This is a genomic window from Vibrio sp. 10N.222.52.C3 (assembly GCF_041474195.1).
GTDB classification, from domain to species: Bacteria; Pseudomonadota; Gammaproteobacteria; order Enterobacterales; family Vibrionaceae; genus Vibrio; species Vibrio crassostreae_C.
On sequence record NZ_JBFRTQ010000002.1, the window covers coordinates 1 to 20,550 of the forward strand.

A 20,550-nucleotide genomic window follows, 5' to 3' on the forward strand; every position below is an offset into this window, starting at 1 on the left:
GTGCTACGAGTTACTACGCTATCAATGTCAGAGCCAGTGTCATACCTTGCTCCCTTGATTGGGATAAGCTTAACAGCTACAACCTTTTCGACTGCGTTAGATGAGGCACCACCACAGTATGAGTTGTGTGATGTTGTGTCATAAGGCTTATCATTACCGTCGACTGTACATTTGATAGCCGTTGCTGAAATCACGCCAGCATCATTGATATCCGTCGCATCAATGATTCTAAATTGGTTATTGTGACTAGACGCATCACCATCATTTGTTAAGTCATCTAACCACCATGCTTTACCACCAAAAATATCAACACGGCGTTCATCAGTTGAAGACGGGAGATCGTAAGGGTAAATAAAGCCTCTATGTCTTCTTTCGCTGCCATCGACTTCACGCGTCGTTTCCGCATCGATCTGGCCAACAAGTTCATTGTAATTATTTACCGCTTTAGCTTCACCGCTTGAGCCACTGAAGAAGATACCGCCAGACAAATACGTTGCTGTTGGGTTTTTAGCATCCGTTACAATAAAAGGCTTATTACCGGCACTACCATTTTCAGGAACATAACCGTTACGTTTTGAATATCCAACTGCAAACAAGTTGTCGTTAATATCGGTTGCTACTGAGTTACTGTATCTAGCATCATCGTTAGATGAACCAGACTTAACCTCTGCACCGCTAATTTGTGTAGTTGTCCACGTTGCCGTAGCGAGATCGAGTGAAGTACTCACAAAGACACTTGCATTCATATCTTGTAGATCGCCGTTTCCATCAGCAGTATTATAGCCTACACCATAAAAAAGAGAGTCCGATTCAACAATTGAACGCATGCTGCCTTGGGCAAAATAATCGCCCTGTTGAGCGTTACCAGATCTAATCCAGTCGATCTCTTTCGTTATTGTGCCATCCCAAATAGCCGCCTTTGAACTAAACGTTGTATCTGACGTATCCGTTTTAGCTCCTTCCGTAGATACACTACCTACATTGTAAACTTTGTCGTTACTTGCTTTGATAGCGTGCCATGCACGAGTTTCCGAAGTGCCTGTTGGCCCATTTGGTGTAGTTGTGAACATCGCGTTATTACGAATACCACCTTCAGATTTAACCCCCAAAGGCTCAACTTCATCGGCATCGTTTATATAAAGCGAGTTAATTACCGTATTGCGGCTATCAAAGGTTTCGCCACCTTCAACAAAGGCTTTCGCATTGACATGAGTAAGGTCATTTCTTTCCTTACTCCAAGTGTCATTCCAACGGTTTTCAGCCCAACTTTCACATGTAGAATATCTCAGCTCTCGATAACAATAGTTTTCGAAATCATCACGCTCTTGAATGTACTGAAATGGTGCATCCATTGCGAATGGTACTTCTTCACGATAACTTACCGCTTCAAGCGTATCGCGAGTCTCACCAGCAAGTTTAAATGCACTATCGGTACAGTTGGTTGCAGCTGAATCGAAGCAACCTAACGCAAACTCATTCGTTCCGTCTGTCGCAACACCAGGTTGAATCGCCACACCATAGATTTCAGAGGCACCTGTAATTGAAGGAGTGACTTCAACGACCTTGTAAAGCGCTGCGTTAGCATGAGTTGCCGCCAAAACTAGGGCTGCAACTGTAGTTAATTTAAATTTAGTACAAGTCATTATTACTTCTTAACTTTCCTGTTGTAGTGCCTCGAGCTCTTCCCAGCGCTCAAAAGCAACTTCAAGCTCCTGCTCTGCTGCAGATAGCTTATCTAATACTGGTTGTGTCTGCTCTACAGATTTCGAAAAGAAGCTTGGATCGTTGACTTCTTCCTGAAGAGTTTCAATTTGAGTTTCCAATTCTTCTAAACGCATTGGTAGCGCTTCTAGTTCTCGTTGTAGCTTATACGATAACTTCTTAGGTTTAGCCTTAACTGGCGCAGTTTTGGGAGTTTCCTCAACTACTTTCTCAGGCTTTGATGGCTTTTCAACCTGTCGGTACTCTAATGCTTGCTTTCTTTGCTGTTGAGCATCGTGATAGCCACCAACAAATTCTTCAATCACACCGTTACCTTCGAAGATCCAACTTGTCATAACCGTGTTATCAACAAACTGACGATCGTGGCTCACTAAAAGAAGCGTACCCTGATAGTTGGCAAGCAAATCTTCTAAAAGTTCCAAAGTTTCGATATCTAGATCGTTGGTTGGCTCATCGAGAATCAATAAGTTGTTCGACTTAAGGAAGATACGAGCTAATAACAGACGGTTTTTCTCACCACCTGATAGTGCCTTAACAGGAGTACGAGCACGTTTTGGTGAGAATAAGAAATCTTGTAAGTAGCTTAGTGCATGACGCTCACGGCCGCCTACTGTCACTTCTTGCTTACCATCCGCTAGGTTATCAATTACAGACTTCTCAGGATCTAGGATTTCGCGGTATTGGTCGAAGTAAGCCACTTCAAGTTTAGTACCACAATGCAGACGACCTGAATCAGGCTTAAGCTGGTCAAGAAGCAGCTTAAGTACCGTACTCTTACCACAACCGTTAGGACCAATCAGAGCAATACGATCACCACGCATGATGTTGAAGCTGAAATCTTTAACAATCTCTTTGCCTTCGAAGCCAAAGTTAATGTTCTCTGCTTCAAATACAATCTTACCAGAACGCTGGCCATCGTCGATTTGGATAATCGCTTTGCCCTGCACTTCACGACGGTTCAAACGTTCTTCACGTAGCTTCTTAAGCGCACGTACACGGCCTTCGTTACGAGTACGACGAGCTTTAATACCCTGACGAATCCAAACTTCCTCTTGAGCAAGCTTCTTATCGAATTCAGCGTTTTGCATTTCTTCAACACGAAGCGCCTCTTCTTTCTCAACAAGGTAATTTTCGTAATCGCCCGGGAAAGAGCTCAATTTACCGCGATCAAGATCGACAATACGTGTTGCCATCGATTTAATGAACGCACGGTCATGCGAGATAAAGATGATTGAACCGCGGAAGTCTTTCAGGAAGCCCTCTAACCATTCAATGGTTGCAACATCCAAGTGGTTAGTCGGTTCGTCGAGTAGAAGCACGTCAGGGTCACATACAAGCGCACGAGCAAGTGCCGCTTTACGTTGCCAACCACCAGACAAATCTGTCAGTTTGGTTTCAGCAGTCAGCTTAAGTGCTGCCAATACGTTACTTACACGATCTTCAAAACGCCATGCATTAGCATGATCCAGTTGTTCTTGAACGCGAGTAAGGCGGTTTAGATTCTTTTCACTTGGGTCTGTCGCGATGAGATCCAGAAGATCATGATAGATCTTCAGCTGTTCGCCGATTTCAGCAAGGCCACCAGCAACATAGTCATAAACTGTACCTTGTTCATTACGCGGTGGATCTTGTTCTAGACGAGACACAACCACATCTTGCGTGATTTGCATCTTACCGTCGTCCATGATGATGTTTCCAGATAGGATTTTCATCAATGTCGACTTACCAGCGCCATTGCGCCCTACTAAACATACACGTTCGTTTTCTTGCAGCACGAAGTCCGCACGATCTAATAATGGGTGATCACCAAACGCTAATTGCCCATTATGAATTGTAAGTAATGCCATTCTTCTTTAACCAATCATTAAGTTCTAACAAGCCAAATGGCCAGTTAAGCTCTGAGCTTTGAGAAAGGTCAGAGCTTTCAAATTTGAGCACCGGAATAGTGACCCCGTAACGGGAAAAGAGCTCATCATCAAATGCAATGTCAACAACGTTGACGTGATGGCTAATGTTTAACTGTTCCGTGAGTTGGAATGCCATCTCACATAGATGGCACCCTTCTGTACTGTAGAGAGTCAGCACTCTATATCCTTATACGATCTCTTAACTACTTATGTGTAATCAACCAGCAGTTATGAATGTGCTTATTGCGAGAGAAGTCCAATGGAAGTGTCTTCGCTGAGATATTCTGAGCCTTAAGACCTAACTCATCTAGAGCTTCCAAGTCCATTTTGAAGTGACGCTTGTTGTTAGAGAACACAATCGTGCCTTCTTCACGAAGAAGACGTTTAAGGTTTTCCATCAGCTGAATGTGATCACGTTGAACATCGAAAGATTGATCCATACGCTTTGAGTTAGAGAACGTAGGTGGATCGATAAAGATCAGATCATAAGAACCCTGCTCTTTAGCTAGCCATTGTAGACAGTCAGCTTGAACAAACTGATGTTGACGACCAACACGACCGTTAAGCTCCATGTTCTCTTTCGCCCACTCTAGGTAGGTATTAGACATATCAACAGTAGTTGTAGAACGAGCACCACCCACAGCAGCATGAACAGATGCACTTCCTGTATAAGCAAACAAGTTTAGGAAATCCTTACCTGCGGCCATCTCACCGATACGACGACGAGTGATCTTATGATCTAGGAACAACCCGGTATCTAGGTAATCATGAAGATTAACAATCAGCTTAACGCCATACTCGTTCACTTCTAAGTTCGATGAGTCTTGAGCCAATTTCTGGTATTGAGAACGGCCTTTCTGTTTCTGACGAACTTTAAGCACAACGTTGTTTGCTTCTACGCCTGTTACTTGAATAGAAGCACGGATGATATCGGTTAAGCGACGTTTTGCCTTCTCTTCCGGTACATCTTTAGGCGCTGCGTATTCTTGAATCACAAGGTGACCTGGGTATACATCAATCGCTACATTGTATTCTGGTAAGTCCGCATCGTAGATACGGTAACAATCTAATTGCTCTTTCTTAGCCCACTTGCCAATTTTACCGATGTTCTTTTTAAGACGGTTCGCGAAATCAGGTGCAATCAATTGTTCTTGCTCGCCTGATGGACGCTCTGACATCGGACGATCTGAAATTGAGTAGTTCTTTTGGTGACACGGTAACGCACCGTTGTTCAACTTGAACTGTTTATCTGCACGCATGCGTAAGCAGCTTAGTAGCTCGTCTGAGCTAGAGAAGATAGATGCGTTACAGCCACCAAATTCAGCTTTGAGCTGTGCACCGAATGCTGTGTAAAGTGCAATAAGACCCGGCTCGGTACCTAAACGCTCACCATAAGGCGGGTTAGAAACAATCACACCATCAGTAAACTCTGTAGGACGCTTAAGCTTTGCAGCATCGCCTACTTCGAATTCAATCAACTCTTCAACACCGGCACGACGAGCATTGTCACGCGCTGTTTTGATCATACGTTCATCATTGTCGTAGCCATAGAACTTACATTCCACTTTCTTAACACCACGACGACCTTGAACGTTCGCTTCAGCTTTCACTTCAGCCCATAGCTCTGGTTCGAAATCTTCTAGTGATTCAAAACACCACTTCTGACGTTTAACACCTGGAGCCATGTTTGCAGCCATCATCGCCGCTTCAATCACTAACGTACCTGAACCACACATTGGATCTAGGAAAGGCTTAGTTGCGTCCCAACCACTACGAAGAAGAATCGCGGCAGCAAGAGTTTCACGTAGTGGTGCTCGACCTGATTCAGGACGGTAACCACGTTGGTGAAGACCGCTACCTACCATATCAACACCAAGAATCGCTTTATCACGGTGTAAACGAACGTGGATACGAATGTCTGGGTTCTCTTTGCTAATAGAAGGACGAGGTAAAGACTTCTTCTCAAAGCAATCAACAACGGCATCTTTTACTTTCATCGCACCGTATTGGCTATTACGGATTTCGTTGTTCGTACCATTGAAGTCAACAACAAAACGCTTAGAGCTATGGAATTGATTTACCCAGTTAACCGCAGTGGTTGATAGGTACAAATCCATGTCGTCCATACAAGTGAATTCAGAAAGGACACGTACAAATCGAGAAGCCAAACGGCTCCACAAACAACAACGATAAATTTGCTCATTGGTCGCTTTGAATTTAACACCTGCTTGAACAGGTTTTGCGTTTGTAATCCCTAGTTGGGTTAGTTCTTCAACTAATAAATTCTCAAGGCCGTTTGAGGTAACCGCTAGATATTGATTCATAGTGTTCTTTTATTGATAAAAATGAGTTCGATTATACCTGAATTTGTAACTAGAGCATCACACTAAACACGTCTTTTCATTGAATCTTTCGACTAACTGGCTAGCAAATGCACAGTCTTGAAGCGATCGCTTACCCACATCCCCTTAGAACATAAGACCTATCAAACCAACTTCATTTCTGACCACTTATTAACCAAAGTAGCAATGTGAATTTATATTCACCTCAAAACTGGTATATACCAAAGGAGATTTATGGATGAAATTTAGCTACAAAAGACCAAAAACAGGGAATAAAGACGGTAGATTTACTCTTCTGGCGATGAAAACGGGCAGAAATTAAGGTGAAAAAATAGTCGTAAGTTCACTATTTAAATGGTTAAGCCGTGATGTATTTATCAGGATGAGGTTTTTTAGGCACAAAAAAATCGGCTAATGAGCCGATTCTGAGGAAGGTTTATACGTTTGTGTGCTGCGATGCGTGGTTGAAATGATGTGCTAGATTAGAGGTTAACCTACCATCGCTATGTGTGTCTGATGAAGGATAGCGTTCGCGTCTACCATTCTATCGTGCATCACCTTGATTGAGTCTCCAAATCGCAGTCCTTTTGAAGGCGTTAACAGGAACTCTTCTAGGTCAACAAATGCACATAGGCTCGCACACTCTCCCACTTCTAATACAATGAAATACCCTAAGCTATGCTCGTTATTCATTTGTACAATATCCCCTTCTTGAGGATATTCATGGCCAGTACCTTGTGAGTCGAAGAACCAACTCTTAGGCTGTACAGGCTTATGGAAACGCTTTGCTGCCACACAATAGAGTGCTAATTCAGCTTGACGAGGCTCAGACAGTTCTAAGCCAGAAATTTGTTCTTTGAAGGTTTGGTATGAAGATGCGTCATCAACGGTGAATTCATTATCTCGAAACGCGCAGTCCACCAGCTTATTGCGGACCAGATTCGTTTTGAAAATCATATCCTCTCCGAGGTTTAGCATTAATGAACATTGCTGCTCATCGTAATACCAACTCCATGTATCGCTAGGTTTAAGCATCATTTCGTCTCACACTGTTGAACCATTCCATTAGGTAAAACGCAAAATTACCTTCAATTACAGTAATTTTACTGAGCAATAGGCAAAAAAAAAGAGGAAATGAATTCCTCTTTCTTATCGCTTTTCTCTACAACTCAGTGAGTTACAGTGTCTCTTTTAGTAAGACGATGCCAGATTGTCGCTTTTCAAAAATAAAAGCAATTTTCAGCTTATAGATTTTTAACGATGTCGCCAACTAGGCCTGGGCCTTTGTAGATGAAACCAGAGTAAACCTGTACAAGCTTCGCGCCCGCCATCATTTTCTCTTTTGCAGCAACATACGAGTCAACACCACCTACTCCAATGATCGGCAGTTTGTCACCCAGCTCTTCGTGAAGTTTACGAACTACTTCAGTACTACGAGATTGAACAGGACGTCCACTTAGGCCACCCGCTTCATCACAATGTTTCATACCTTCAACGATTGAACGATCCAATGTTGTGTTTGTTGCGATCACACCATCGATCTTATTTTTGATCAATGATTCACAAATTTGGCGAATTTCGTCGTCGCTTAGATCCGGAGCAATCTTAAGAGCAAGAGGAACATATTTACCATGCTTCTCTTCCAGTTCAGATTGTTTCGTTTTAAGTTCAGACAATAGATCGTCTAGAGCTTCGCCGTATTGTAGAGAACGAAGTCCTGGAGTGTTTGGTGAAGAGATGTTCACAGCAATGTAACCAGCGTATTGATATACCTTCTCCATACAGATCAAGTAATCTTCAGCGCCCTTTTCAATTGGTGTATCTTTATTCTTACCAATGTTAATGCCTAAGATGCCATCGTAGTTCGACTTCTTAACATTCTCAACAAGGTTGTCGACGCCTAGGTTGTTAAAACCCATGCGGTTGATGATACCTTCAGCTTCAACAAGACGGAATAAACGAGGTTTGTCGTTACCCGCTTGCGGACGTGGAGTCACTGTTCCTACTTCTACGAAACCAAAACCCATTGCGCCAAATGCATCAATACATTCGCCGTTTTTATCTAGGCCAGCAGCAAGGCCAACTGGGTTTTTAAAAGTAAGACCCATGCACTCTACAGGTCGGTGAGGTAATTGTTGGCGATACAAAAGATCAATAGGTGTGCCTGTGAAGCGCTTGAAATTTTGAATTGCAAGATCATGTGCCTTTTCGGCATCAAGTTGGAAAAAGCCAGTTCTGGCTAGACGGTAAAGCATTGTGCCTCCGATAGAAAAAAGCCCCGTGTAAACGGGGCGCTATTATTTACTTATTTACCCAACTATTCAATCTATTACTGTCTGTAAGGGTAAGATAATCAAGTTTGCTAACGAATGAGGTTCATTATTAAGCAAACGTTATCGTTTCTTCAAGTTATTAAGCCATTTCTAATCTCAACCTTAGTACAGCCATCAGGTCACTTAACAACAAACAACGTTTGCGTCGAAGTTTGTTCTTCAAAAGTCGTTAGGCCTATTGTTTCCACTTTACCGAAACGAAAAAGGCAGACCTTGTGGCCTGCCCTTATACTTTTTCGTCTTATCTAGTAACTAGTCTTTTGACATGCAGTTTAGATTCAACAGCATCAATTCACGCAATGCTACTGAGAACTTAGCAAACTCATGAACAGAACCTACTTTGAATTCGTTTAGGATGCTTTCCCAACGATGTAGAGAAACAGAGTTACTTTCCATCCAGTCATCAAGCGCTTTAATCACATCGATATCTGAAGCACAACCACAGTTAAGTACTTGACCAGTTAACTGGCGTTGCTGCCAATCCAGATCTTCTCTGAATGCTGCACGCGCCAGTGCTTGCCAGTTGTTGTCTATAGCTTGGCCATTGATTTGCTTCAAGAACCAGTGCAGTGACAAACGGTCGCCTAGGTTGAAGTAAAGCTTAGACGCTTGCTGTACTGTTTTACCTGTTTCACGAGCCACTGTAGATATATCCAGTGCTGAGTACAGGCTAGACAAACGAGCCACTGAATTAGCCAGCTCAGCGTTTACACCTTGGTCAATCCATACTTGAGCCATTGCTTGATGCTCTTCTACTTCTGAAGCCACTAGGTTTTCATCCAGCTTCTCAGTAATTGCGACGACATCACCTTGGTAAAGCTCAATCAATGCATTCACTGACTGTTTACCGGTACGGTTTCTTAGCAACCAGCGTGCTAGACGACGAAGCGTACGACGTACATGGTAAAGCAATTCGTATTGAGCTTCAGAACTTGAGATGTTGTCCAGTTCACGGATGCTCTTCAATACCTTACCCAGGCCGTAGATTTCACGTGATGCCGCGTAAGCATTCGCAATATCAACAATGTTCGCGCCCGTCTCTTCTTGCAAGCGAGTCACGAAGTTACAGCCCATCTCGTTAACCATTTGGTTAGCAAGCGCAGTCGCAATGATCTCTGCACGAAGTGGATGGTTATCCATGTGCTGGGAGTAGTTACGGCGTAACTCTGTTGGGAAGTATTGCATCAGTTGTTGAGCATGGAACTCATCATTCGCAATGTCATCACTCACAAGATCTTCTTTTAGAACCATTTTACCGTAAGCGATCAATACTGATAGCTCTGGTCTTGTTAGTGCTTGGCCCTGCTTCTCACGTTCTAGCAGCGTTTCGTCATCTGGGATGTATTCCAAACCACGGTCTAAGTACCCGGCTTTTTCCATTGTGTGGATAAAGCGGATTTGCTCTTTCACTAAGCCTACACCTTGATGCTCAGTAACAGAGATAGACTCAGCTTGGCAGTAAGCGTCGTCTAGTACGATTTCACCTACTTCATCTTCCATAGATTCAAGAACTTGGTTACGTTGCTTAACGGTAAGATCACCATTAGACACCAAGCCATTCAAGAAGATCTTAATGTTAACTTCGTTATCCGAGCAATCTACACCACCAACGTTATCGACAAAGTCAGTATTAACTCGACCGCCCGTTAGAGCGTATTCAATACGACCCAATTGAGTCATACCCAAGTTACCGCCTTCACCAACAACCTTAGCTTTCAGGTCACGGCCATCGATACGTAGCACGTCATTTGCACGGTCACCCACATCGGTATGAGTTTCACTAGAAGACTTAACGTAAGTACCAATACCGCCGTTCCAAAGTAGATCAACTTTCATAGACAAGATCGCTTTGATCAAGTCGTTTGGTGCCATTGATGCTTTCTTGGTACCCAGCATTTTCTGAATTTCAGGTGTCAAAGAGATAGACTTCGCTCGGCGAGAGAAGATGCCACCACCTTGAGAAATCAGGTCTTTATTGTAATCTTCCCAACTTGAACGAGGCAGATTAAACAGACGGTCACGCTCTACCCAGCTTGATGCTGATTCTGGATTCGGGTCAATGAAGATGTGCATGTGGTTAAACGCAGCTTGCAAGCGAATGTGCTTAGATAGCAGCATACCGTTACCAAATACGTCACCCGCCATATCACCCACACCAATGGCAGTGAAGTCTGTGCTTTGACAGTTAATACCCATTTCGCGGAAGTGACGTTTAACCGATTCCCAGCCACCTTTCGCCGTGATACCCATGGCTTTGTGGTCGTAACCGTTAGAGCCACCCGATGCAAACGCATCACCTAGCCAGAAGTTGTACTCTTCAGCTACTGAGTTCGCTAGATCTGAGAATGTCGCGGTGCCTTTATCGGCTGCAACAACCAAGTATGGGTCATCTTCATCGTGACGAACAACGCTCTTAGGTGGGATAACCTCACCTTCAATGATGTTGTCTGAAACGTCTAGCAATGCACGGATGAAGCGCTTGTAACAACGTTGACCTTCAGCAAAGATCTCGTCTCGGCCAGACATCATGTGTTGACGCTTACAAACGAAACCACCTTTAGCACCAACCGGTACGATAACCGTGTTCTTAACTTGTTGCGCTTTAACTAGGCCTAGAATCTCAGTACGGAAGTCCTCTTGACGGTCTGACCAACGTAAACCACCGCGTGCTACTTTACCGCCACGTAAATGCACACCTTCAATGTCTGGTGCGTAAACGAAGATCTCAAACGCAGGAACCGGCGCAGGGATATCTGGAATCTCGCTTGGTCTCATTTTCAGAGCCAACCAAGGTTTAGACTGCTTATTCTCGTCTACTTGGTAGTAGTTAGTACGAAGCGTTGCAGTGATCATTTCCATGTAGCGACGAATGATACGATCATCATCCAAGCTTTCTACATGATCCAACTGTTCAGTGATCTTCTTAATAAGATCTTGTTGGCCTTTTACGCTGCCCTTCAGTTTCGGGTCAAAACGCTTGCCGAATAGGCTCACTAGCCCTTTCGCTAATTCTGGGTAATGAGACAATGTGTCTTCAATGTATTGTTGGCTGAATGGGAAACCAACTTGACGCATGTAACGAGCATAAGCACGTAAGATTGAGATTTCACGGCCAGAAAGACCAGCGCCAAGTACTAAGCGGTTGAAACCATCGCTGTCTAACTCACCCGCCCAGATTGCCGCAAAGGCTTGTTGGAAAAGATCGCGAGCTTCACGAAGATCAATGGTCTTATCGCTCTTGTGCAGCATAGAGAAATCAAGGATCCAATAGGTCACACCGTTGGTTTTACGCACTTCATATGGAGATTCACCGATAACGCGTAGGCCAAAGTTTTCAAGCATTGGCATAACATCAGAAAGGTGAATTGGCTCATCGCTGTGGTAGAACAACTTCAAACGAACGGCTTTTGAATCTGCCGCTTCTTCTTGAGGACGGTAGAAAAGCATACCCAGTTTGTTGTCTTCACTTAGCGCTTCTAAACGTTCAATGTCGGCAACAGCAGAACCTGGCATCATGTCTTCTTTGTACGAACGTGGGAATGCACGCATGTACTCTTTCGACAATGGAAGACCTTTGCTTTCACCGAAGTTTGCAATGATAGATTCAGACAGACGGTCATCCCACGTAGACGATACTTCCATTAAATTTTGCTCAATTGTTTTCACGTCCACATCCATGTTGTTGTTATCAACACGAACAATATAGTGCGTTCTTGCTAGCGGGCTTTCAGAGAAGTACGTTGTAAATTCAACCTCTTCTTTACAACCAAAGTACTGTTTCAAGATGCGCTGTGTTTGGCGACGAAGCTCAGTGTTGTAACGATCTTTTGTTACGTAAACCATGCAGCTAAAGAAACGACCAAACGGGTCTTTGCGAACAAACAAACGCAGGAGATCGCGATCTTGCATTTGTACTACGCCCGTACCGACTTCTAGTAGCTCTTCTTCTCGAGCTTGCAGCAGTTCATCACGTGGGTAGTTTTCAAGAATGTTGTGCAGCGCTTTGTAAGAGTATGAACCTTCACGGTAACCACTCGCATCCAAAATACGTTCTACTTTCTCGCGAACAAGAGGAATCGTTTCAACGGTTTGGTTATAAACGGCAGATGTGTAAAGACCAGTAAAGCGGTGCTCACCAATGACCTTACCGTTCTTATCGAACTTCTTAATACCAATGTAATCGTTGTAAGCTGGGCGGTGAATGCGTGAAGCCGTGTTGCCCTTGGTTACGATAAGCACATAAGGCTTTTTCGCTTCAAGACGTGCCGAATCAGAAAACTCAGATAGCTTAACGTTACGTACACGATCTGAGTTCGCAAACAAACCAAGACCTTGCTCCTTGGTCGGTTGCAGTTCAGTGTCGCCGTTAACTGAAACTAGGTCATATTCCTTATAACCCATGAATGTAAAGTTGTGTTCACCTAACCAACGAAGAAACGCCAACGTTTCATCAAAACGTTGGCCATCTACAGGAATGCTCTCTTTCTGCTTTTCTACTTGATTGGTTACTTCTTCAAGTCGTTCTACCATCTTCAACCAATCGTTCACAACTAAGCTAGTATCGGTAAAGATATCCAGTAGCTCCGTTTTAAGAGCTGTCATTTCAGCTTTACTGCTAAGACGGTCAACCTCAATATGGAAAAGCGATTGGAATGCACCTTCGTTATTGCTTACACCGACAACACTGCCCTTATCTGAGCGAGAGATTTGTGTTGGGTTATGAAGCATAAGGTGAGAAGAAAGGTCTAGGCGAGTAAGTGCCATTTTTACGGAATCAACAAGGAATGGGCTGTCTGGAACGACTATCTCAACGATAGTATGAGTAGACTGCCAACCTTGACGACTTACCGTCGGGTTGAAAACGCGTACAGAGATTTCGTCGGCTTTCTTTTCATTGATGTGATGCCATAAGCTAACTACAGCACCGTATAAATCGGATTCGTTTCTCTGAGTCAGATCGTCGTGAGAAACGTTACTAAACAAGTGTTGAGCAAGTTGAGTTACGAGAGGTCGATGAGCAAGGTCAAGTTTGTCTTGAATCAGCTTGTAAACTTTTTCAAGTAAAACTGGAACCACAGTTTCACGTGCGGTCATAGTCACACTCCACAATTAGAATTATATTTTATTATTAGGGGGATCACTTAATCTGGTGTTTGAAACGTGCCGTTGAGCTCTTTTCTACTAACGAGTTAAGCAAAGGTAATGCATTCATTTATTGTAAAAGCATTATTGACAAATGGTTAATTGTTTTGGAGGTGGTAAGAGGTGAAATGTTTGATTATGTGATTAAGATTCCTTTTAACTCACTAGGCACGCCAAGGTTTACAGAGCTTCTAACTTAATAAACTTATTTTTTTGGTCAGTTGTCAGCCTAAACTGCCCTCTAACCCCTATTTGTGTAAGAAATGGTCTGAACCGAGTTGCAGGTAACTGTAAGCGTAAACCTGTTGTTGTTATCACTTGAACTTTACTTGCGGCGCCAGAATAGCTGGCCAAAAACTGCTGATATGAGATGTTAAGTTGGAAAATATAGCGATTCATACGATACCTGTATAAATATACAGTGCCAGTGTTTTTTGGCACTTTTAGATGTCTGACGGTGAAACTGAACTTGAAGCTGCTCTAGCTTATCGAAAATTCGATGAACCAGAAACAAAAAATCAGTGGCAGATATTCTCTACCACTGATGACCTTTCGTTGTAGCAAACAGTTTATTAGTAAACCGCTTATTAGCAAACAGTTACCTGAATGCGCGCTGACTTAAGCCTCTAGTGCTTTCGTCACTTTCTCAAACAAGTCTTTTGCTAGGTTGTCCATGTTCTTTAACGTCTCTAGTTCTTTTTTGATAAGAGCTTGACGTTCATCATCGTACTTACGGAACTTAAGTAGCGGGTCAATCAGACGTGAAGCCACTTGTGGGTTGCTGCTGTTTAGCTCACGTAAGATCTCGCCAGCAAATGCATAGCCTTGACCAGACTTGTCGTGGAATTGAACCGGGTTCATGTTTAAGAATGAACCGACCAAGTTACGGGTACGGTTCGGGTTCTTCAAACTGAACGCCTGGTGCGACATCGACGCTTTGATCACTTCAAGTGCGTTTGAACTTGGGTTTGTACCTTGCAATGCAAACCACTTATCCATAACAAGACCATCGTGTTTCCACTTGTCACTGTAATCCACCATCAAGGTTTCACGACATGGTAGTTGTGCACTGTTTGCCGCGCCCATTGCTGCCATCGTATCTGTCATGTTATTCGCTTGTTGATACATCGCAACAACCAAGTCATTACCCTGCCCAGTATGAGCTAAGTAACTTAAGCAAACTTTACGTAGAGTACGCTTACCAATCGAATCGTGATCGACCGTGTATTCTGTTAGTGCGTGGCTGTGATAAACCGCCGCTAACTCGTCTTCAAGTTCTGCAGCTAGTGTGACTTTCATTGAGTTAAGAACCGATGCGACCGCATCAATATCAACGCGCTCGTACCAACCCGATACTTCATTGTGGCTTGGTAGAGAAAGCATTTCTGCAATAAACGCAGGCTCTAGTGAATCACTCAGCAGTACGCCACGGAATGCATCAACAACAGAATCAGAAAGCTCAAACGCTTGACCCTGCTGAACTTTCTCCACGTTACTGCGGATGTACTTCGCTAATAGCATTTGACCCGCATCCCAACGAGAGAATTCATTGCGAGCATTCACCATCAAGAAGATCAGTTCTTCATCTGAGTAGTCATATTCCAATTTCACTGGCGCAGAAAATTCACGAAGTAATGATGGGATCGGTTGCTCAGAAACGTTTTCAAACACGAACGTTTGCTCTGCTTCTTTCACATCTAATACATTATGAACTGGCTTACCGTTACATTGTAACTCAACAACTTCACCCGCAGCTGTGTACAGCTCGATATCAAGAGGAATATGCAGAGCCTGCTTTTCCGTTTGCTCATGAGTTGGCGCTGTTACTTGGCGAGTTGTTAACGTGTACTGTTTCTTCTCTGCGTCGTACTTACTTTCAACAGACAGCGTCGGCGTACCAGACTGGCTGTACCATAAGCGGAACTGAGATAAGTCAACGCCCGACGCATCTTCCATTGCCGCGACGAAGTCTTCACATGTTGCAGCCGTACCATCGTGACGTTCGAAGTACAGCTTCATGCCTTTTTGGAAACCATCTTCGCCCAACAATGTGTGGATCATACGGATCACTTCACTGCCCTTTTCGTACACGGTCAAAGTATAGAAGTTATTCATTTCTATCACTTTTTCTGGACGAATTGGATGAGACATTGGGCTAGCATCTTCTGCAAATTGTGGACCGCGAATGATACGTACATTGTTAATACGGTTTACTGCGCGAGAACCAAGATCAGATGAGAATTCTTGGTCACGGAATACCGTTAAGCCTTCTTTCAGACTTAACTGGAACCAATCGCGACACGTCACTCGGTTACCTGTCCAGTTGTGGAAATATTCATGGCCGATTACTGCTTCAATACCTAGGTAATCTGTATCCGTTGCAGTTTGGTCGTTTGCTAGAACGAACTTCGAATTGAATACGTTCAAGCCTTTGTTTTCCATCGCACCCATGTTGAAGAAATCAACGGCTACGATCATGTAGATGTCTAAGTCGTATTCAAGATTGAAACGTTCTTCGTCCCACTTCATTGAGTTAATCAAAGAAACCATCGCGTGGCTCGCACGGTCTAGATTGCCTTTATCAACAAAGATTTCTAGGTCAACTTTACGACCTGATTGTGTAGTGTATGCGTCACGAAGTACATCAAAGTCACCCGCTACTAAAGCAAACAAGTACGCTGGTTTTGGATGTGGGTCTTGCCACTTCACCCAATGACGACCGTTTTCACCTTCACCTTCATCTACACGGTTACCATTACTTAATAAGAATGGGTTCTCTGCTTTGTCTGCAATTACCGTTGTAGTGAATTTCGCCAACACATCTGGGCGATCCATGTAGTAAGTGATACGGCGGAAACCTTCAGCTTCACATTGAGTACAGAACGCGCCACCCGACTTGTACAAGCCTTCAAGTGCACTGTTCCCTTCAGGGTTAACTTCGGTAACGATGGTTAGAGTAAATTCTTTTGGAAGGTCATTCAGCGTAAGTTGAGTTTCAGACTGCTCGTACTGAGTCCATTCGTTGCCTTCAACCAAAACAGAAACCAACTTCAAGCCTTCACCATCAAGTACTAATGTCGTGCTGTCTTTCTCCTGCTTAACACTAGAAACAGCCGTAACAATGGATGCTGAGTCGTACAAATCGAAAGTAAGATCGATTTCAGAAATCGTGTGAGATGGTGATTGATAATCTTTACGATACTTGGCTTGAGGTGTATGTGCCATGACGGGTTCCTTTTGATCGTTATACGTAATTATTTTTTAACTGTATATATCTAAAGGTTGAGCGCCAATAAAACAAGGGGAATATTAAAAAAAGGAGGCATTGTAAGAAAATGCCTCCATGTTTTGCTATTTTATCAATCAAATCAGACAGGAACGCCTAAGAAATGAACTGTGCACAATATTATCAACGAGTACGCCGTTACTGCTAAAACTCACGACTATCGAATGCGATTGAGTACCGCAAACATATCTCCCTCTTCACCTTGCAGCGTTAACACATCGCTGTTCAGTGTATATCGAGTGCCGTGTTCACCGTTCTCATAAAGTAACACTAGTTGATCGCCTTCTGTGTAATACACCCCGCGACGAATGACTTCACCACCTTCTTCATCTGATACTCGGAACATGAATATAAAGTCCGGCTGAAGGACTAAATCCATTTTTTGAATGTTACTCGCACGTAGATCGCTTCCAGACAGTTGGGCACTTGACCAGATTCCCGCCAATGCATTTGGCAAGGCCTTAGTGAACATAACACCGTTAAGATTCAGCATGTTGTGATTACTGCTGTACGCGTAAACCTGAGGTTCTGAGGTATTCAAACCCAAAATAATCGTGTCTTCATTGGCGTTATACAAACCTTCCCAATGATCGACACTGTAGTCTTTCTTTTGGATATCGATAGTGAATGAGTAGTTTGAATCAAGAGTGAGCTTGATCGCTCTAAAGTTTTCAGTGCCTTGCTCAGGATCAGGATTCATCAAATACCAATCACCAAGCAGCAAAGGAAGGTCAAAATGAGATAGATTACTATCACTTTTTGATTGTTGGTTACTCGAAGCGACCTCGCTCCCAAAAGCCACAAAACTTAAACAAGATAAAAATAGTAGAATCCATTTCATAAGCGTCCCCTCGTTTTCTTTAAGCTTAGGCACGTAATGAATAGAAAGCGAAAAAATATGATCTAAGTCACTAAATTTTAAGTGCGAAGTAACTTAAATGTCATTATCACTCGAAAAATAATACTTAAGTTTAGTTATTTTTACAGTGTACTTCACAGCCGAAAATCAAATAACAGTGGTTCTGCAGCAAGTTAAAAAGCGAGGAAGCATGCCGTTAACATGACATTATTCGAGGCAAGAACACAGGTACAAAAAAAGCGAGCCTAAGCTCGCTTTTCAAATAGTACATCTTTAAACAATCACCTTATAACAGGTATTTTGTTTATTTCTTGATCATATCCAGCATGATAGCAACTGATTCATCAAGATAAGCATCCGGGGCTTCGTAGTCTTTTGGAATATCATCCAACGTTTTAAATGCCTCTAACTTAGCGGCTTTTTGACGTTGGTTAATACGCTCTAGACGAAGCGCATCCGCATCATCACTCTCTTGTTGACGAACCTTTTCATTAAGAGAAAGGTCATTGTCGTCTTTATCTGCCTTATATTTTTCAATATCTTGCGCGATAAAGCCAAATTCCATGTCTGTTGCGATACGAGCTTCGTGTTTAGCCGTCAACGCTGCGATCTGCTCATCGTTACGCTGTAACACTGAGTACTTCGCTTTGTCGATGCTGTCCCAAGGAAGAGCGTTGTCTTCAACACTTTCACCAGTATCTGCAGGATCAATTGGCGTTGGGTAAGCAATATCAGGTACTACACCCTTGTTTTGCGTACTACCACCATTGATTCGGTAGAATTTTTGGATTGTGTATTGAACGTAGCCTAACTCTTTATCGAACAAATCATAAATATGATTCAAAGAGCGATGCTGTTGCACCGTACCTTTACCGAAAGAGTTTTCACCTAGGATGATTGCACGGCCATAATCTTGCATCGCTGCTGCAAAGATTTCAGACGCTGAAGCACTGTAGCGATTCACCAATACCGTTAACGGGCCTTGGTAACTGATTTGACCATCAGTATCGCTGTTCACTTTGACACGACCGTAGCTATCACGAACCTGAACAACAGGTCCTTCTTTGATAAACAAACCAGAGAGTTCAGTTGCTTCAGTCAGTGCACCACCACCGTTGTTTCGGAGGTCAACAATAATACCTTCAACACCTTGCTCTTTAAGCTCGGTGATCAGTTTATCGGTATCTTTAGAAAGGCCAACGTAGAAACTTGGTACTTCTAATACACCAATTTTCTTGCCGTCTTTCTCGATCACTTCTGATTTAACAGCGCGGTCTTCTAAACGAATCTTATCGCGAACAATTGTGACAACGTGACTTTTTGCATCTTTACCATCTGGCAAGATCTGTAGCTTAACTTTGGTCCCTTTAGGGCCTTTAATAAGTTGTACTACATCGTCTAAACGCCACCCGATAACATCAACAATTTCTTCGCCATCTTGACCAACACCAACAATGCGGTCTCCATCACTCAATTGTTTGCTGTTTGACGCAGGGCCACCAGCAACTAAAGAGCGAATAACGGTGTAGTCGTCTGTCATCTGAAGCACAGCACCAATACCTTCTAGAGATAGGTTCATCTCAGATTGGAATTGTTCTGCATTTCTTGGAGAAAGGTAACTTGTGTGAGGATCAACTTCACGCGCAAATGCGTTCATGTAGATCTGGAAAGCATCTTCATTATGCGATTGCGTAATACGCTTCATCGCATTGTTGTAACGCTTTTCCAAAACTTCTTGAATCTCTGGCCACTCTTTACCAGTAAGTTTTAGATTCAACGCATCATATTTAACGCGTTTTCTCCAAAGCTCATTCACTTCAGCGATATCTTTTGGCCATTCCGCTTCACTACGATTGAGCTCAATACTTTCATCGGTATCAAACTTAATCTCTGTATCTAGCAAAGACAATGCATATTGAAAACGTTCAAAACGCTTCTGCATAGACAAATTATAAACATCGAATGCAATCTGGTTATTGCCTGCTTTCAGTTGATCATCAATTTGTGTAGATGACGCAGCGAAAGAGTCAATATCAGCTTGAGTGAAGATATTACGATTATAATCCAGCATCTCTAAGTAACGATTAAAGATAGCTTGAGAGAAATCATCGTTGAGATTGAAGTGTTTATAGTGAGAACGAGTAAATCGAGAAGTAACACGTTTACTAGCAGTTTCGTGTTGGACCTCAGGAGCGAGTAGAGGTAAATCGTCCTGATCTAATTTGGCTTCAAGAGCCTGAGCTGAAGCTGCTAGCCAAAAGCTAGCAGCAATCAGTGTCAATTTTGAACGGCATTTCATGCGTAGGAGTATCTCCTTTAAGCGCGCAAGTGCTCCGCTTTAACAACCATTTGTAGGCCGTTTGCTAACTGAACACGCACATCTTCCTTATTGATTTCAACAATGGTCGCAGCCATGTTTCCTTTACCCATGTTCACATTTACTTCTTTGCCAGCGATGAATTCGTCAGCGTTCAAAGCGCGTGTTTCTACAGGCTTTTCTACTTTTGGTGCTTTAGGCGCTTGACGACGAGGCTGTTGAGCTTTCTTCGCCTTAGGTTTCGCTTTGCCTTCTTCACGAGCTTTTTGTGCTTGTTCTTTACGACGAGCCTGAACTTTCGCTTTGCTTTCTGCAAGTGTAGCTTTAGCGTGTTCAACGTGCTCTTCTTCTAGTGTGCCACACGCGTTGCCGTCTAGGTCAACACGTTCTGCGCCAGCTTTTACGCCGTGCAGGTAACGCCATGATGATGTGTACTGTCTTAACGCTGCACGAAGCTGAGTCTTACTTACTTTTTCGTCTTCATTTAGACGTTCAGCAAGATCTTGAAAAATACCAATTTTAAGTGGCTTCGCTTCACCTTCTAGAGTAAAGCATTTAGGGAAACATTCAGCAATATATGCGATAACTTCTTTGCTGTTTTTTAACTTTTCAGTGTTTTCCATGTGGGTTCCTGGTTTTTGC

12 protein-coding genes are annotated in these 20,550 nt (G+C 43.1%); all 12 read right to left on the bottom strand.

Going from position 1 to position 20,550, the window contains the following annotated elements; translation table 11 throughout:
* A partial coding sequence (locus tag AB4517_RS00270; protein WP_372147667.1) for a DUF3466 family protein occupies positions 1 to 1,643 on the bottom strand: 1,643 nt, incomplete at its 3' end.
* 9 nt (positions 1,644 to 1,652) lie between these two features.
* Positions 1,653 to 3,569 (bottom strand): ABC transporter ATP-binding protein, encoded by a 1,917-nt coding sequence (locus tag AB4517_RS00275; RefSeq protein ID WP_017059678.1) that lies wholly within the window; start codon positions 3,567 to 3,569, stop codon positions 1,653 to 1,655.
* Positions 3,547 to 3,807, bottom strand: a complete 261-nt coding sequence (locus AB4517_RS00280) for a glutaredoxin family protein (protein WP_019823251.1) — start codon at positions 3,805 to 3,807, stop codon at positions 3,547 to 3,549. The genes AB4517_RS00275 and AB4517_RS00280 overlap by 23 nt, the downstream gene beginning before the upstream one ends.
* A gap of 25 nt (positions 3,808 to 3,832) precedes the next feature.
* Entirely contained in the window at positions 3,833 to 5,953 is a 2,121-nt protein-coding gene (gene rlmKL / locus AB4517_RS00285; protein ID WP_017059679.1) for a bifunctional 23S rRNA (guanine(2069)-N(7))-methyltransferase RlmK/23S rRNA (guanine(2445)-N(2))-methyltransferase RlmL, read from the bottom strand.
* 507 nt (positions 5,954 to 6,460) lie between these two features.
* Entirely contained in the window at positions 6,461 to 7,009 is a 549-nt protein-coding gene (locus AB4517_RS00290; protein ID WP_017063848.1) for a cell division protein ZapC, read from the bottom strand.
* Positions 7,010 to 7,215: 206 nt separating this feature from the next.
* Entirely contained in the window at positions 7,216 to 8,226 is a 1,011-nt protein-coding gene (gene pyrD / locus AB4517_RS00295; protein WP_017063847.1) for a quinone-dependent dihydroorotate dehydrogenase, read from the bottom strand.
* A 330-nt stretch (positions 8,227 to 8,556) separates the two neighbouring features.
* The gene (locus AB4517_RS00300) at positions 8,557 to 13,398 is read right to left on the bottom strand and encodes an NAD-glutamate dehydrogenase (RefSeq protein WP_372147669.1); all 4,842 of its coding nucleotides are present in this window, start codon (positions 13,396 to 13,398) and stop codon (positions 8,557 to 8,559) included.
* 228 nt (positions 13,399 to 13,626) lie between these two features.
* Complete coding sequence (locus tag AB4517_RS00305; RefSeq protein ID WP_004733645.1) at positions 13,627 to 13,845, bottom strand: DUF2835 domain-containing protein; 219 nt, start codon at positions 13,843 to 13,845, stop codon at positions 13,627 to 13,629.
* Positions 13,846 to 14,064: 219 nt separating this feature from the next.
* Positions 14,065 to 16,671: an aminopeptidase N gene (pepN, locus tag AB4517_RS00310; RefSeq protein ID WP_372147671.1), complete on the bottom strand. Its 2,607-nt coding sequence runs from the start codon at positions 16,669 to 16,671 to the stop codon at positions 14,065 to 14,067.
* 218 nt (positions 16,672 to 16,889) lie between these two features.
* On the bottom strand, positions 16,890 to 17,573 hold the full coding sequence (locus tag AB4517_RS00315; RefSeq protein ID WP_017068918.1) for a hypothetical protein: 684 nt from the start codon (positions 17,571 to 17,573) through the stop codon (positions 16,890 to 16,892).
* 322 nt (positions 17,574 to 17,895) lie between these two features.
* A complete protein-coding gene (gene prc / locus AB4517_RS00320; protein WP_017066965.1) occupies positions 17,896 to 19,890 on the bottom strand; it encodes a carboxy terminal-processing peptidase in 1,995 nt (664 codons plus the stop codon).
* Positions 19,891 to 19,907: 17 nt separating this feature from the next.
* A complete protein-coding gene (gene proQ / locus AB4517_RS00325; RefSeq protein WP_017057223.1) occupies positions 19,908 to 20,531 on the bottom strand; it encodes an RNA chaperone ProQ in 624 nt (207 codons plus the stop codon).
* Positions 20,532 to 20,550 lie beyond the last annotated feature (19 nt).